Raw genomic sequence first — 15,402 nt, forward strand, 5'->3', positions numbered from 1 at the left:
CCTGCATGCTGGCCGGGGCGACTTGCGTTTGATGCGGCTCAAACTTACTCGGCGTCAGGCTGCCGCGACGGATGGGCGGCGGCAAACGCGGGCAAGGCGGCGCAATGCGCATGGATGCGCGCCACGCGCGGGTACGGCGCCAGGTCGATGGCAAAGCGCTGCGCATTGAACACTTGCGGCACCACCAGCAGCAGTCGGCCATCGTCGCACTGTCACCGTGGCAGAACAGGTTTTTACCCTCCGGGTCACCCTGCGCCAGCAGCGCTTCCACGGCCGCCAGCCCTTCGGCCATCCAGTGGCGGTACCACTCCTGCTTGGCCTCGTCCGACAGTCCCAGGGTGTTTTTCAGGTATTTCAGCACGCGCAGGTTCGTCAGCGGATGGGCGTCGCAGGCGATCGCCAGCGCCAGCGCGCGCACGCGGGCGCGTCCCAGCGCGTCGGCCGGCAGCAGCGGCACGGCCGGCCGCGTTTCATCCAGGTATTCGAGCATGGCCAGCGACTGCGTCAGGATGGCGCCGTCGTCATCGAGCGCCGGCACCAGGGCCGACGGGTTGACGGCGCGGTAGGCCGGCAGCAGCTGCTGGCCGCCGTCCTGCAGCAGGTGCACGGGGATGCTGTCGTAGGCGATGCCCTTCAAATTGAGGGCGATGCGCACGCGGTAGGCGGCCGAACTGCGGAAATAGGTGTACAGCTTCATGGCGCCCCCTCCCCTCAGGCGCGGCCGGCGTACAGCGCGACCGTCTGCTCGATGCTGCCGAAGATGCTGGCGCCCGCCGCGTCGCGCATTTCGATGCGCACCGTGTCGCCGAACTTCAGGTACGCCGTCTTCGGCGCGCCGTGTTCGATGGTTTCATACATGCGCACTTCGGCCAGGCAGCAGTAACCGACGCCGCCATTTTCGATGCTGGAACCGAACAGGTTGCCCTGCTTGTTCGACACGGTGCCGGAACCGACGATGCTGCCGGCGCCCAGTTCGCGCGTCTTCGCCGCATGCGCGACCAGTTGCGCAAAATTGAAGGTCATGTCTTCGCCCGCATTCGGCTTGCCGAACGGCTTGCCGTTCAAGTCCACCAGCAGCGGCAGGTGCAGCTTGCTGTCCGCCCAGTCGGCACCCAGTTCATCGGGCGTGACGGCGACGGGCGAAAACGCGCTGGCCGCCTTCGACTGGAAGAAACCGAAGCCCTTGGCCAGTTCGCCCGGGATCAGGTTGCGCAGCGAGACATCGTTGACCAGCATGACCAGGCGGATCGCTTGCGCCGCGTCGGCCGCGCTGGCGCCCATGGCCACGTCGCCCGTAATCACCGCCACTTCCGCTTCCAGGTCGATGCCCCACTCTTCCGACAGGGCGAAGATGGGGTCGCGCGGCCCGATGAAACTGTCGGAGCCGCCCTGGTACATCAGCGGATCCGTGTAGAACGAGGCCGGCACTTCCGCGTTGCGCGCCTTGCGCACCAGTTCCACGTGGTTGATGTAGGCGGAACCGTCGGCCCACTGGTAGGCGCGCGGCAGCGGCGAGTGGCATTGATTGGCGTCAAACGGCTGCGCGTCCGGCGCCTGGCCCGCGTTCAGGGCCGCGTAGGCGGTTTCGAGCTTGGGCGCCACGGCGTCCCAGTTGTCGAGCGCCGCCTGCAGGGTGGGCGCGATGGCGGCCACGCGCTGGTACTGGCGCAGGTCGCGGCTGACGAGGATCAGGGCGCCGTCGCGGCTGCCGTTTTTCAGGGTTGCGAATTTCATGGAGTGTGTTCCTTGTTTGGCGTAGTGTTCAGATGGATGCCGTGGGCGGCGCTCAGGCTTCGGCCGGCGCGTGCATCCAGGCGGCGTGTTTCGGCGCGCGGCGCGTCTGCGACCATTCTTCCAGCATTTCCCATTTGACGGCGTCCAGCTTGGCCATCATTTCCGGCGTGCCCACGTTGGCCGCCAGTTCCAGGCGGTGGCCGTTGGGGTCGAAGAAATAGATCGACTGGAAGATGGCGTGGTTGACGGGGCCCAGCACCTCGATGCCGCCCGCCACCAGGCGCTCCTTGGCGGCCAGCAGTTCTTCCATGCTGCCCACTTCCAGCGCCAGGTGCTGCACCCAGGCCGGGGTATTGCGGTCGCGGTCCATCGGCGGCTGCGTCGGCAGCTCGAAGAAGGCCAGCACATTGCCCTGGCCCGCGTCGAGGAAGACGTGCATGTACGGGTCCGGCGCCTTGGTCGACGGCACCAGGTCTTCCGCGATGGCGAGGACGAAATTCATGTTCAAATGCTTGACGTACCACTCGACGGTTTTCTTCGCGTCGATGCAGCGGTAGGCGACGTGGTGGATTTGCTTGATTTTCATAATGTCTGTCTCCGATGGATGGCGGGTTTTTCAGCTTTTCACCATTAGAATCCAGTTACAGCTATCATACAAACAATTTTTAACCATCGATTTATCGGATTATCTTATGAGTCCCAGCCTGCGACAGATGCGCGCCTTCGTGGCGCTGGCCAAGACCGGCAGTTTTACCCTGGCCGCCGAATATCTGCACGTGACGCAGTCCGCCTTGAGCGGCTTGATCAAGGAACTCGAAAGCGTGCTGGGCGTGCGCGTGGTCGAGCGCAGCACGCGCAAGACGCAACTGTCGGAAATCGGCCGCGAACTGTATCCGCTGTTTGAAAAGATGATCGAGGACCTCGACGGCGCCATGGCCGGCATCGCCCAGCGCAAGGCCCTGAAGACGGGGATGGTGCGCATCGCCGCGCCGCAGATGATGGCGTGCACGCTGCTGCCGGAAGTGATCGCCGCCTACCGCCAGGCGCACCCGGACGTGCAGCTGCGCCTGGTCGACTGCCCCGTGGAAAACGTGTCGGCGCGCGTCTTCAGCGGCGAAGTCGATTTCGGCATCGGCCCCGAGCGCGACCCGACGGCGGAAATCGGCGCGCAAGTGCTGTTCGAGATGCCTTTCGTGCTGGTCTTCCCCGAGCAGCACCCGCTGCAGCAAAAGGAAAGGGTCACCTGGGCCGACGTGGGCGACTATCCGTTCATCTCGCTGCAGGGCCAGTTCACGGAGCGTTTGCTGCGCGACATGCACGGCGCGTTCCGCGAGTTGTCGCTCAATCCCTACAATGAGGTGACGTTCATGACGACGGCGCTGGCCATGGTCAGCGCCAACCTGGGCATCACGGTTTGCCTGCCGTACGCGGAACCGATGGTCAAACTCTACAAATTGCACATGCGCGCCCTGCACGAGCCGGAACTGACGCGGCGCTTTTTCGTCTACACGAAGACGGGCCGTTCGCTGTCGCCGGCGGCCGAAAGCTTCATGGCCTTCCTGTTCCGCTTCGTCGAGACGCACGAGTGGAACGTGGGAGCGGGCGGCCCGGCTGGCACCGCTTTATAATCCATCATCGCCCCCCCCTCACCGCTTACGCCATGACCCAGCCTGACCAGCACGCCCTGTCGCCCACCGACGCCGCCACCATCGCCGCCAACCGGCGCATGAACAAATTCGACGGCCATGCACAGGTCTGGCTGTTCGGCTACGGCTCGCTGATCTACAAGGCCGATTTTCCCTATATCGAACGGCGCCCCGCCAGCATCGCCGGCTGGACGCGGCGCTTCTGGCAAGGCTCGCACGACCACCGCGGCACGCCGATGGCGCCGGGCCGGGTCGCCACCATCGTGCCGCAGGCGGGCGCCGTGTGCGACGGCATGGCGTACCTGATCACACCCCGAAGTCTTCGCCCACCTCGACCACCGCGAAAAGAACGGCTACCTGCGCCTGGCCACCGACATCACCTTCGACGATGGCAGCAAGGTCGAAGGCCTGGTGTACATCGCCAACGAGGAAAACGCCGCCTTCCTCGGCGCCGCGTCCGAACTCGATATCGCGCGCCAGATCGCCCGCTCAAACGGCCCCAGCGGCCCGAACAGCGAATATCTGCTGCACCTGGCCAGCGCCCTGCGCGAACTGGGCAAGAGCGATCCGCATGTCTTTGCCATCGAGCAACATCTGGCGCAATTGAAGGATGCGCCGCCTGCAGCGCAGTGAGTGGCGGCAGGCTGCCAGCTTGCAAGATGCAAGCGATGAATATCTTTTTATTGTGACAATTGGCGACTATCCCCCGTTTTATTAGCGCCCATAATCGGAACGCGCGATTCCTTATGCATGAATGGAGCAACGGTACGCGTCAACAGGCAACGGGGCCGTACATCCATCACAATCACTGCCCTGCACGATAGAAGCGACTTCATCGGAGCGAGACGACCATGTCCGACAGGTCTATGCTGCAACAGCATGGCGGGCAGCCGCATGCCATGCTTCCCGGGACGGGCGCCATTGCCCCGGTGCAAGCCCCCATGCACCGCGGGTGCGCCGGGGGCGGGCTGAGCGTCATCGGCAGCTCCCCGGTATTCCAGCGCCTGCTGCGCATGGTCGACGCGGTGGCACCGACCCGCTGCACGGTGCTCATCAGCGGTCCCACCGGTTCCGGCAAGGAAATCATCGCCCAGCTCGTGCACCGGCAAAGCGGCGATCCCGGCGCGCCCTTTGTCGATCTCAACTGTGGCACCCTGCCGGAACACTTGATCGATGCGGAACTGTTTGGCCATACCAAAGGGGCATTTACGGGCGCACTCAGCAACCGCGCCGGTTTTTTCGCCCAGGCGGGGCAAGGCACGCTGTTTCTCGATGAAATAGGCGAACTGCCGCTGGGCGTGCAAAGCAAGCTGCTGCGCGTGCTCGAATCGCGCTGTTTCCGGCCGCTGGGCGGCGGCGATACCCAGCCGTTCAACGGCCGCATCGTGGCCGCCACCCACTGCGACCTGGCCGCGATGGTGCAAGCGGGCCGTTTCCGCGCAGACTTGTATTACCGGCTGGCGGTATTGAAACTCGACGTGCCGGGCCTGGACCAGCGCCGTGGCGACGTCGCCGCCCTCGCCGCGCACTTTGCCGGCCAGCAAAAGCGCCCCATCCGCTTTACCGCCACCGCCATGGAACGCCTGTGCCGGCAAGCCTGGCCCGGCCATATCCGCGAACTGCGCAACCTGATCGAACGGCTGTCGATACTGGCCGAATCACCGTTGATCGATGCGCACAGCCTGGAAACCTTCCTGTCGGCAGACAAGCCGGAGAACGCCGACCGCACGCTGCTGGCGGAAGCGCTGATGCGGCTGGACGGCGACGACAAGCTGGCTGCCGCGCAACAATTACTGATCGACTATGCGATGCGCCTTGCCGATGGCAACAAGACGATCGCGGCCCGCCACCTGGGCATCAACCGCAAGGTCATCGAACGCCGCCTGCACGGCGACGAGGAGCGCAGCAATTTCGCCCGCGTCTGCCTGCTGGAGGGGCGCGCACTGATCGAGGCGGCCCGCTTCAAGGAAGCCATCGAAGTGTTGCGCCGCGGCCTCACCTTGCTGGCCGCCGATGCGCACCCCTGCACGGCACGCCGCCTGAGCTGCGACCTGCACCGCTGGCTGGCCATCTCGCACCGCGGCATCAGCGGCTGGCAAAGCGCCGAAGCGCTGGCCTGCTATCGGCAGGCATTGCAGGAGGCGGCGGCGCTGGGCGACGAGGTGGAAATCACCGCCCTGCGCTTCGGCATCTGGAGCACGCAGCTGATGGCGCTGGACCTGGTGGCGGCCCGGGCCACGGCACAGGACATGCTGCAGCGGGCGCAGGCGATAGGCGACACGGACTTGCTGTCGCAGGCCCACCTGGCCCTGGCCAACACGCTGTTCTGGCTCGGCGACTACCGAGAAACGCTGGCCTGCCTGGAACGCGGACACCTGCTCTGCGGCGCGGTACCGGCCGAGACCGGGGGACAGGGCCTGGACATCGCCGCGCTGTCCTCCACCTTCGAAGGCCTGTCCTGCTTCCAGAGCGGCGCCTTCCGGCGCGCGCGCCTGGTGATGGAACAACTGACATTGCGCGGCACCGCCGACAACCCGCATCCCTTCCATCGCGCCATCGCGCTGCAGGGCGCCGCATGGCTGGCCTGCATGTTCGAAGACTGGACCCGGCTGGCAAATCTGGCGGCGGACCTGAAAACCGTCGCCAGCGAATATGGCTATCAGTTTTATCTGGGCGTGGGCCAGATATTCCATGCCTGCGCATTGGCGCCGGGCAACACCCATGTGCAAATCGAGCAACGCATCGCCGACGGCTACCAGCGCTACATGCTGTGCGAAGGCGGCATGCTCTTCCATTCATTCCAGGCCTGGAAGCGGGGCGAACTGCTGCTGTCGGCAGGCTTGCCATCGCAAGCCCGGCAATTGCTGCACGGCGCCATCGAACTGGCGCTGGAGCATGGCGAACGGGCCTATCTGGTCGAATTGCTCGACATGCACGCCCAGACGTGGATCGCGGTGGGCGACCTGGACAAGGCGGAACGCGAGCTGGGCAGTGCTCTGTCGACCGCCAAGGCGCTGGGCGCGGCGGCCGGCAGCCTGCTGGTGGCGACCCGCCTGGCGCAACTGCTGCTGCAGCGCGGACGCCGGCCCGAAGCGCTGGAGCACCTCACGCGCGCCTTGCGCGGCGTGGAGCGCGACACGGCTTTCCCCCGGTTTGCCCAGGCGCTGCAGTTGCAGGCCACCCTGGCGCAAGCCTTTTCCATGCCATGCCAACCTGAGGACCCGCATCATGAGCTATCTGCTGAACCACGATGACCTTGAATCGCTATTGCTGGGAGCTTGCTTCTTCGGCAGCGGCGGCGCGGCGGCACGCTCACTTCCGCGCGCAGCCTGCTAGCCCAGTTCCACGCCGGCGATTATTATCCGGACGCCCGGGTGCGCGTGGTCAGCGTCGAGGAAGCCACCGATGGCGATACAGTCATGGTGGCTTACCTCGGTTCGCCCGTGGCGATCAATGGCGCGCATTTTCCGCAGGGCCCCGTCGATGCCGTGATCGCCGTCAGGGAGCGCCTGGCACTGGAAAACCGCACCTTGGCCTACCTGGCGCCGCCGGAGAGCGGCGCGCTGGGGTTTCTCGTCGCCTGCCTGGTCGCCGCCCGCCTGGGGCTGGCGGTGATCGACGCCGACGGCGCCGGCCGCGCCGTTCCCTCGCTGCCCCAGCTGACCTATGCGGCCGCGCAAATCAATCCGCGCCCGGCCTTCCTCGTCAGCCAGGCCGGACTGCGCGTGGAACTCGACGTCCAGCCCAGCCAGGGCGTGAACGGCGCCCATGCCCATCAGCAGGACGTGGCAACGATCATCGACCAGATGATGCGCCCCATCGTCTCGCAAGCCGACTTCAAGCAGTTCGGCGGGCTGGCCATGTGGATCATGGCGCCGGCGGAACTGGCCCGGGCGCTGCCGGTGCGCGGCACCCTGGGACGTGCCCTGCGCCTGGGCCGCGAACTGCAGGCAGGCCGCTTGCGCAGCGCGGATGAACTGGTCACCTATCTGGCGCTGCAATTCGACATGCGCGCCCGGCCCCTGTTTCCACAAGGCACATTCGTCGCCGCCGAAGTCGAATCGCGCAATGGCTTCGACCTGGGCAAGATCACCATCCGCGCCGGCGAGCGGCTATGCACGGTTCTGTACCAGAACGAATCGCTGCTGGCCTGGGACAGCAGCCGCAGCAGCCCCATCTGCATGGCGCCCGACACCATCAGCTACCTGGTCGAGGGCGATGGCCAGGCCGTGTATTCGAATGGCGACTTGCTGCTGCCGGACGGCAGCCTCAACCCGGCTCTCCTGCAGCGCAAGGTGACGCTGCTGGGCCTGGAAGCCAATCCCGTACTGCGCGAACGGGGCGGCCTGATACTGGACAGCTTCATGCAACTGCTCGACACCATCGGCTACCTGGGGCCGTATGTACCGCTCAGTGGCAATGCCGGCGCGGCGGCAGGGAGCGCCGCATGAAGCCGCTGCGCATCTGCATCGTGGCGCCGGTGGCCACCGACGCCTACAACCAGCGCCTGCTGGCCGCCATCGAACCCGTGATGCCGCCCGATGTCGAAGTGTCCGTGCGCAATATTTCCACCGGGCACGACTGCATCGAATACCGCGTCGACTGGCTGCAAAACGGCTATCCGGTGGTGCAACTGGCCAGGGAAATCGAACGCGACGGCTATGACGGCATCTGGCTCAGCGACTTCGACATGTGCGGCGTGGAGGCGGCGCGCGAAGTGATCGACATCCCCATCCTCGGCGGCTTTCCGCCCGCCGCCTTTACCGCGCTGGCACTGAGCCAGCGCCTGTCGATCATGACGATACTGCCCAGCACGCTCGCCATGCAGCAGGGCCACATGCAAGCCTACGGCTTGCAGGACAGCTTCGCTTCCATCCGCTCCATCGACTGTCCCGTCGGCGATCTCGACAAGCTGGACAAGGTGGTGGAAAAAACCTTCCAGGCCGCCATGCTGGCCGTCCAGGAAGACGGCGCCCAATCCATCCTGCTCGGCTGCACCGGCTTTGTCGGCGTCGCCGCGCGCGTCACCGCCCGGCTGGAAGACGCGCTGCACACCTATGTGCCGGTGATCGATCCGAACCAGGCAGGCTTCAGCTTCCTGGTTTCCCTCGTGCGCATGGGCCTGCGTCCCAGCCGCGCCTGCTACAGCAAGCATCGCTGATGCAGCGCACGCGCCGGGGCCACGCCATGCCGTGGCCCCGGCGTCCCTCCTTCCCCGCCCGCCGTTTTCGTCCATCCCGGCCAAAGAGGGTGGACGATATGCGCCAGTATTGTTGCGCCATGACAAGGTAAATCAGCCCCATCCCTTGCAAATCAAGCACTTGGCGTTCTGGCACATCCCTTGCTAAAGATCAAACTATCGGCGCCTCGCAAGCAGGCGCCGCAGCAGGCGTGCGGCGCACCTCGAACGGTGTGGCGCACGCCCTCCAGGACCCAGCAAGGAGCCCGGCCGTGCCGACGATTATGGACGAATCCACCACCCAGGACAGCCTGGCCAATCATCGCTTGCTGCCCGGCCTGGCTACCTTACAAGAAGGCAACACCGGCTGCGCCGACATCTGCATCGCCGTGCTCGACGGTCCCGTCGATACCAGCCACCCCTGTTTTGCCGGAGCCAGGCTGCAACGGATCGATACCCTCGCCACGGGCTCCAGCGGCAGCGGCCGGGCATCGCAACACGGCACGCACGTCGCCAGCATCATCTTTGGCCAGCCCGGCAGCCCCGTCACGGGCCTGGCCCCCCATTGTCGGGGCTTGATCCTGCCCATCTTTGCCGACCGCGCCGACGGCACCTTGATGCAATGCACGCAGCTCGACCTGGCCCGCGCCATCACCCAGGCCGTCGAGCACGGCGCACACATCATCAACGTCAGCGGCGGCGAACTGTCCGACAGCGGCGCCGCCGATGGCTTGCTGCAAAAAGCCATACAACTGTGCCATGAACGCAACGTCCTGCTGGTGGCGGCGGCAGGCAATGACGGTTGCGATTGCCTGCACATCCCCGCCTCCATCGAGTACACGCTGGTGGTCGGCGCCCTGGACCGGCAAGGCGCTCCCATGCCCAACAGCAACTGGGGCGAAGCCTATCGCAGGCGCGGCCTCATGGCACCGGGCACCGACATCCTCGGCGCCGCTCCCGCGGGGCGGGTGCGCGTCAACAGCGGCACCAGTTTTGCCACCCCGATCGTCTCGGCCATGGCAGCCTTGCTGCTATGCCGGCAACACCAACATGGGGATCGTCCTGACCCTCGTGGAGTTTGCAGCGCACTGCTGCAGAGCGCAACGCGTTGCAACACCAATGGCGAGCTGGACTGTCGCCGCCTCCTGACTGGGACATTGAATGTGCCGGGCGCCACTCAACTATTATTAAAAGGGAAAATTGAAATGTCAGACGATACTGTGATTGAAGCGAGCCCAGCCAATGCCGACACTTCCGCGCAGGCGCATCCGCTCAGCATCCCCATGCTGGAAACCTCCTCCCCGGCCACGCTCGCCGCCCCTGCCGGCGCTGCGCGGCAAGGCATCGCCGCTTCCGGCATCGATGCCTCCGATTGCGGCTGCGGCGGCGGTGCGGCCAAGGGTCCGACGCTGGTGTATGCGCTGGGCAACCTGGGCATCGACTTCGGCAGCGAAGCGCGCCACGATTCCTTTGTCCAGGCCATGCCATCGGGCAGGAACAACCCCGACGATCCCCAGCAATTGATCGAGTTTCTGCGCGCAAAGCCATATTTCCGCCAATCGCTGACCTGGACCGTCAACCTGGACGCCACGCCGATTTACGCGATCGTGCCCGTCGGCCCGTATGCCGACCTGACCTATGAACTGCTGTTCGAAGCCTTCGTCGGCACGATCGATGGCAAGGTCGTCATGAATTCCTTTCCCGGCGTAATCTCGGGTGCCGCCAGGCTGATGTCCGGCCAGGTCGTGCCCGTGATTCAGCCGGCCCTACGGGGCATGTTCAGCTGGAATGTCCCGGAGCTGATCAGCAGCCTGATGGCGGCACAGGACAACCAGGAAATCAGCAGCGGCAACACGGGGGCGCGCCTGGAAAACTTCCTGAACCGCATCTATTACGACTTCCGCAACCTGGGCGTCACGGGCATGGACCGCGCGCTCAATTTCTCGGCCACGAATGCCATGCAGGCCACGGAAATGCTGAGCAAGACCACCGGCATGCAGCTCGATACCATCGTGGTGCAACAGAGCCCCGTGTGCCGCCCGGGTTCCGAGTGCTACGACATCATCATGACCTTCTTCAACCCGGAAAACCTGCAAATAGCCAACACGGTCGCCCGCTTCGCCGTCGACGTCAGCGACGTGATACCGGTCAGCGTCGGCCCCGTGCGCTACTGGTCGCAGCGCTGACCGCAACGCCATTGGAATTGTCGGGGCACGTGGGCGCAGCGATGCGTGCACGCGCTTCAGCAGACGGTCGTTGGCGGGAAACGATCAGCACCGTACTTCGGTACGCACACCCATTGCCGTTGCCCGCGGCGGCGCCACCACAAGGAGTCTTAAAATGAACAATCTGCCATTGCAAGCCAAAGCCGTTCAACGCAGCCCCAGCATCTCCGGCGTCAGCCAGGGTGTCGCCCCTTCCGGCATTGCCTGCACCCTGTGCCAAATGGGTTGCAGCGCCTTGAGCGGCACCGCGCAGCAACTCTGCCTGGCCGCTTGCGCCGCCACCGTTTGCTGATCAAGCCAGCAGGATCGAGCCATTCCGGCTAAACCCGGCATGCCTGCGGGCGATGCGTTTCTCGTCGCCCGTTCAACCTGCCGGCATCACCCACGATTGAGGAAGGATAGCGATGCGACTCCCACTACAAAGCCCGCCTGTTTCGCGCAGCGCGCGTGGCCCTATCAATGCGCAAGCCAGCGGTCCGCACGCGAGCGGCATGCAACCGTCCGCCTGCGGACCGACCAACACGGGCCAGGGCCAGTGCTTCGATACGAACGGGCCGATAGGCGGTCCGACGGCCCACAATTGCAGCGCCTGCTGCGCCCGGCGCGGTGCGATTCACTGGCAAGGCGTGAATGGCACTTTTGCCATCTGCCAATAAACACCGATTCGGCCAGCAGTATCCCCGCCTCCTGGCCTCTGCCGGAAGCGGGGACTGCGTCGGACGCCGGCCCTTCCCGCCCCGTCCACGCCGCATGCGCTAGAACAGATCCAGCTGCCCCGCATTGCCATTTTTCACTTTTGCGCCCAGCGGCGGCACCACCAGCGGCCGGCGGAATTGCGTGCAATCGAGCTGCTTGAAGCGGCCGCCCTTGCCGTGCAGCCCCAGCCGGTGCACGGCCTTTTCAAAGCGCTGGCGGATGAGATCGGCCCACACGCCCTCGCCGCGCATGCGCGTGCCGAACGCGCTGTCGTAATCCTTGCCGCCGCGCATTTCCCGCACCCGGTTCATCACGCGCTGGGCCCGTTCCGGGAAATGCGCTTCCAGCCATTGCTGGAACAAGGGGCTCACTTCCCACGGCAGGCGCAGCACCACGTAATGGGCGTGGATGGCGCCCGCGTCGCGCACGGCTTCGAGCAGCTGCTCGATTTCCGGCTCCGTGACAAAGGGGATGATGGGCGCGATGCTCACGCCCACGGGGATACCCGCCTCCGTCAGGGTGCGGATGGTGCGCAGGCGCCGCGCCGGGGCGGCCGCGCGCGGCTCCAGCGTGCGCGCGATAGCCGGGTCGAGCGTGGTGACAGTGACGGCCACGGCGGCCAGGCGTTTGGCCGCCATAGGCGCCAGAAGATCGATGTCGCGCTCGATCAGCGACGATTTCGTGATCAGCGCCACCGGATGGTCGCATTCGTGCAGCACTTCCAGCACGCGCCGCGTCAGCTGCCGTTCCCGTTCGCACGGCTGATACGCATCGGTGTTGACGCCCAGGGCGATCGGTTCGGGCACATATGACGGCCTGGCCAGTTCGCGCCGCAACAGTTCCGGGGCGTTCACCTTGGCGTAGATGCGGCTTTCGAAATCCAGGCCCGGCGACAAGCCCAGATAACTGTGCGTGGGACGGGCAAAGCAATAAATACAGCCGTGTTCGCAGCCCCGGTACGGGTTCAGCGACACATTGAAGGGTAAATCGGGCGAAGCGTTGCGTGTGAGGATGGTGCGCGCTTGCTCGTCGCTGACCTGCGTCTTCCAGGCCGGCGACGCCTCCCCGGCCGCCTCGTCCAGGCCGTCCACGCCCCAGCCGTCATCGAAGCCGGCGCGCGCATGCGCCTCGTAGCGCCCTTGCAGGTTCGAGACGGCACCGCGCCCCTTGCGGGCTTTCAGCGATTGCGGCGGCAGCATGGCTTGCCCGGCGAAGCTGTCATCGTGCTCTGGAATGATTGCTTTCATGAACGGCCCCATCAACTGTATATACGTACAGTATACTATGCCGCTGCGCGGGCAAGATCAAGGGCTACCGTGTGACCGTTTCAAGCTTTTTCAGCGTGCGGCATGACATAACTCAACTGCTGCGCGACAAAGCCGTCGAATGCCGCGATCAGGGGAACGAAGCGGGGCGTGTCCTGCTCCAACTGCATCAGGGCATAACAGGTCGCTTCCAGGGTCGATAACTGGTCTGGCGCGTGCGCCTTGCGGATCAGGTAATGGGAAGCGGGCGTATCGCGCAGCGGCAGGCGCGGCAGCTGTTGCAGCTGCGGATTCAGATACAGCATCTTGCGGCTCTTCCGCCAGGTGGCGTCCAGCACCACCAGCCGCAACTGGGCCGAAGATCGGGCCGGATCAAGCAAGATGGCGGGGTCGAGCGCTGGCGGCGGCGCGATGCCCAGCGAACGGTCGCCGGGCGTATCCGGGTACAGCAGCACATTATGCTTGCCGGCCAGCAATTCGGCGAGGTCTTGCGGGGCAAACTGTTCGCCCGTCAGCAGGCGGCTGTTGGGCAGGCTCAGATGCAGCAAGCGGGCGCTGCCCTTGGCGTTGTGGACTTCCAGCGGATGCTGGAGGATCAGCACTTCCACGGCGTGGGCGACAGGAGCGATCCAGCGGCAGATGCAGCTGGATGCGGCGCGCAGGCAGACCGGGCAGCGTGCCCGTTTGGCGGCTTCAGCCGGGGAGAACGATGCAGCGCCAGCGTGAGAGGCGGGGTCGGAGGCTGGGCTGGAGGTACGGCGGGTGGTCATGGCGGAGCGCGTTCGCGGGATTCTTCAAGCCGCGATTGTAGCGCCCGTGCCATGCCAAGGGAAAGCTGCGCTTAAAACCTTAAAACCAACCGCTTAAAACTCTTCCCAGTCGTCGGCGCCGGATGCCACCGGCGTCTTCGGCGTGCGTGCACGCACAGCTTCCGCTGGCGCCGCCTTGCCCGGCGCAGGCGCGGCCACGGCTGGTGCCGGCGTCCGCGGCGTGGCGTGCCGCATGGCAGGCCGCATCGCAGCTTTGGTGGGCGCAGACGCCGTCACGGACGGAGCAGCACTGGCCGATGCATATTGCTGTGTGGCATCGAGCTTGAACACGCCCACCACGTCGGCCAGCCTGGCTGCCTGTTCCTGCATGGATTCGGCCGCCGCGGCCGCTTCTTCCACCAGGGCCGCGTTTTGCTGCGTCACCTGGTCCATCTGGCCGATGGCCCGGTTGACTTGTTCGATGCCGGTGCGCTGCTCATCGCTGGCGTCGGTGATCTGGTTCATGATCTGCGTCACATGGCTGATGCTTTGCACGATTTCGTCCATGGTGCGGCCAGCCTTGTCCACCAGTTGCGAACCGGCCTCGACCTTTTGCACGGAATCGTCGATCAAGCCCTTGATTTCCTTGGCCGCCGCGCTCGACCGCTGCGCCAGGTTGCGCACCTCGGAAGCGACGACGGCAAAGCCACGGCCCTGCTCGCCGGCCCGGGCCGCTTCCACGGCCGCGTTCAAGGCCAGGATATTCGTCTGGAAAGCGATGGCGTCGATGACGCTGATGATGTCGACGATCTTGCGCGAGGAATCGTTGATCGAGCCCATGGTGCTGACCACTTCCGACACCACCACGCCGCCCTTGCTGGCGATCTGCGAGGCGTCGATGGCCAGCTGGTTGGCGCTGCGCGCATTGTCGGCATTGAGCTTGACGGTGGAAGTCAGTTCTTCCATGGAAGACGCCGTCTCTTCCAGCGAGCTGGCCTGTTCTTCCGTGCGCGACGACAAGTCCAGGTTGCCGGCGGCAATTTCGCTCGACGCCGTGCTGATCGATTCCGTGCCGGTGCGCACCTGGCCGACGATACTGACCAGTTTATCGTTCATGTTTTTCAGCGCATGCATCAGCTGCCCTGTTTCATCGCGGCTGTCCACCACGATATGGCTGGTCAGGTCGCCAGCGGAAACGGCTTCCGCCACCTCGACGGCGCGCGTGATGGGACGCGTGATCGAGCGCGTGATCCAGTACGCGCAGGCGATGCCCAGCAAGATGGCAACCACGCCCAGCGAGATCAGCAGCGAACGGCCGTTTTCATAGCGCGAACGGATTTGCGCGGCCGCTTCATCGAGCAATCTTGCTTCCAGCACTTCCAGTTTTTTGAGCGACGCCAGATAGATGTCGCGCTTGACGGCCATGTCGCCTTCGTACAGGCGCTTGCCCAGTTCCAGGTCGCCCGCATTCTTGGCCTTGAACACATTCTTGCGCACTTCCGTATAGGCTTTGCGCGTGCTCAGCACTTCCTGGTACAGCGATTGCTCCTCGGTGTTCAGCTCGCTCTTGCCGATATCGTTCTGGATTTCCGTGGCGCGCGCCGACGAGACCGCCATTTCCTGTTCAAACTGCTTCTGGTGTTCGGGATCGCCCACTTTCCAGGCGGCCGCCGTGCGCGCCGCGTTCACCTCGATGACCTTGGTCCATTCGCCGATCAGGCGCTCGTTGCGCACCTTGACGTTGACGAGCGCATCGGTTTCCTTGCTGGCGCTTTGCATCTGCACGATGCCCACCACGGTGAGGCTGGTCAACAGGAGCAGGACGGCGGCAAAACCGCCACCGAGACGTACGCCGATTTTGAGGTTTTTCATTGCGTGATTCCTATCTGAAGAAAACAATGCACAGAC

11 protein-coding genes and 2 pseudogenes are annotated in these 15,402 nt (G+C 65.0%); 7 read left to right on the top strand and 6 right to left on the bottom strand.

Annotation, left to right across the window (positions count from 1 at the left end; all coding sequences use genetic code 11):
* Positions 1–44: 44 nt before the first annotated feature.
* The 3 genes and pseudogenes from maiA to ACQVLG_RS29215 form a co-directional block, all read right to left on the bottom strand.
* Positions 45–697, bottom strand: a pseudogene (maiA, locus tag ACQVLG_RS29205) (maleylacetoacetate isomerase).
* Positions 698–711: 14 nt separating this feature from the next.
* Positions 712–1,734 carry a fumarylacetoacetate hydrolase family protein gene (locus ACQVLG_RS29210; RefSeq protein WP_474292097.1) on the bottom strand — a complete coding sequence of 341 codons (1,023 nt, stop codon included), beginning with the start codon at positions 1,732–1,734 and terminating at the stop codon, positions 712–714.
* Between the two features lie 52 nt (positions 1,735–1,786).
* Positions 1,787–2,320, bottom strand: a complete 534-nt coding sequence (locus ACQVLG_RS29215; protein ID WP_152249937.1) for a VOC family protein — start codon at positions 2,318–2,320, stop codon at positions 1,787–1,789.
* A gap of 106 nt (positions 2,321–2,426) precedes the next feature.
* On the opposite strand from ACQVLG_RS29215, the gene ACQVLG_RS29220 reads away from it, so the two are divergent.
* The 7 genes and pseudogenes from ACQVLG_RS29220 (at position 2,427) to ACQVLG_RS29250 (ending at position 11,076) form a co-directional block, all read left to right on the top strand.
* Complete coding sequence (locus tag ACQVLG_RS29220; protein ID WP_474292098.1) at positions 2,427–3,362, top strand: LysR family transcriptional regulator; 936 nt, start codon at positions 2,427–2,429, stop codon at positions 3,360–3,362.
* A gap of 32 nt (positions 3,363–3,394) precedes the next feature.
* Positions 3,395–4,013, top strand: a pseudogene (locus tag ACQVLG_RS29225) (gamma-glutamylcyclotransferase).
* A 218-nt stretch (positions 4,014–4,231) separates the two neighbouring features.
* Positions 4,232–6,634 carry a sigma-54-dependent transcriptional regulator gene (locus ACQVLG_RS29230; RefSeq protein ID WP_230540346.1) on the top strand — a complete coding sequence of 801 codons (2,403 nt, stop codon included), beginning with the start codon at positions 4,232–4,234 and terminating at the stop codon, positions 6,632–6,634.
* Between the two features lie 24 nt (positions 6,635–6,658).
* Positions 6,659–7,831 (top strand): S-methyl thiohydantoin desulfurase domain-containing protein, encoded by a 1,173-nt coding sequence (locus tag ACQVLG_RS29235; protein WP_474292099.1) that lies wholly within the window; start codon positions 6,659–6,661, stop codon positions 7,829–7,831.
* Positions 7,828–8,541 (top strand): aspartate/glutamate racemase family protein, encoded by a 714-nt coding sequence (locus ACQVLG_RS29240; protein ID WP_474292100.1) that lies wholly within the window; start codon positions 7,828–7,830, stop codon positions 8,539–8,541. The genes ACQVLG_RS29235 and ACQVLG_RS29240 overlap by 4 nt, the downstream gene beginning before the upstream one ends.
* Before the next feature lie 290 nt (positions 8,542–8,831).
* Entirely contained in the window at positions 8,832–10,745 is a 1,914-nt protein-coding gene (locus ACQVLG_RS29245) for a cyanobactin maturation protease PatG family protein (RefSeq protein WP_474292101.1), read from the top strand.
* A gap of 154 nt (positions 10,746–10,899) precedes the next feature.
* A complete protein-coding gene (locus ACQVLG_RS29250; protein ID WP_230540342.1) occupies positions 10,900–11,076 on the top strand; it encodes a hypothetical protein in 177 nt (58 codons plus the stop codon).
* Positions 11,077–11,539: 463 nt separating this feature from the next.
* Here the strand turns inward: ACQVLG_RS29250 and ACQVLG_RS29255 are convergent, their stop codons facing one another.
* From ACQVLG_RS29255 to ACQVLG_RS29265, 3 genes are all read right to left on the bottom strand, one after another.
* Positions 11,540–12,727: a PA0069 family radical SAM protein gene (locus ACQVLG_RS29255; protein ID WP_474292102.1), complete on the bottom strand. Its 1,188-nt coding sequence runs from the start codon at positions 12,725–12,727 to the stop codon at positions 11,540–11,542.
* A gap of 80 nt (positions 12,728–12,807) precedes the next feature.
* Entirely contained in the window at positions 12,808–13,515 is a 708-nt protein-coding gene (locus ACQVLG_RS29260) for a tRNA-uridine aminocarboxypropyltransferase (protein WP_474292103.1), read from the bottom strand.
* A 93-nt stretch (positions 13,516–13,608) separates the two neighbouring features.
* Entirely contained in the window at positions 13,609–15,366 is a 1,758-nt protein-coding gene (locus ACQVLG_RS29265; RefSeq protein WP_474292104.1) for a methyl-accepting chemotaxis protein, read from the bottom strand.
* Between the last annotated feature and the right edge of the window lie 36 nt (positions 15,367–15,402).

This window comes from Janthinobacterium sp. TPC_1 (genome assembly GCF_056037845.1).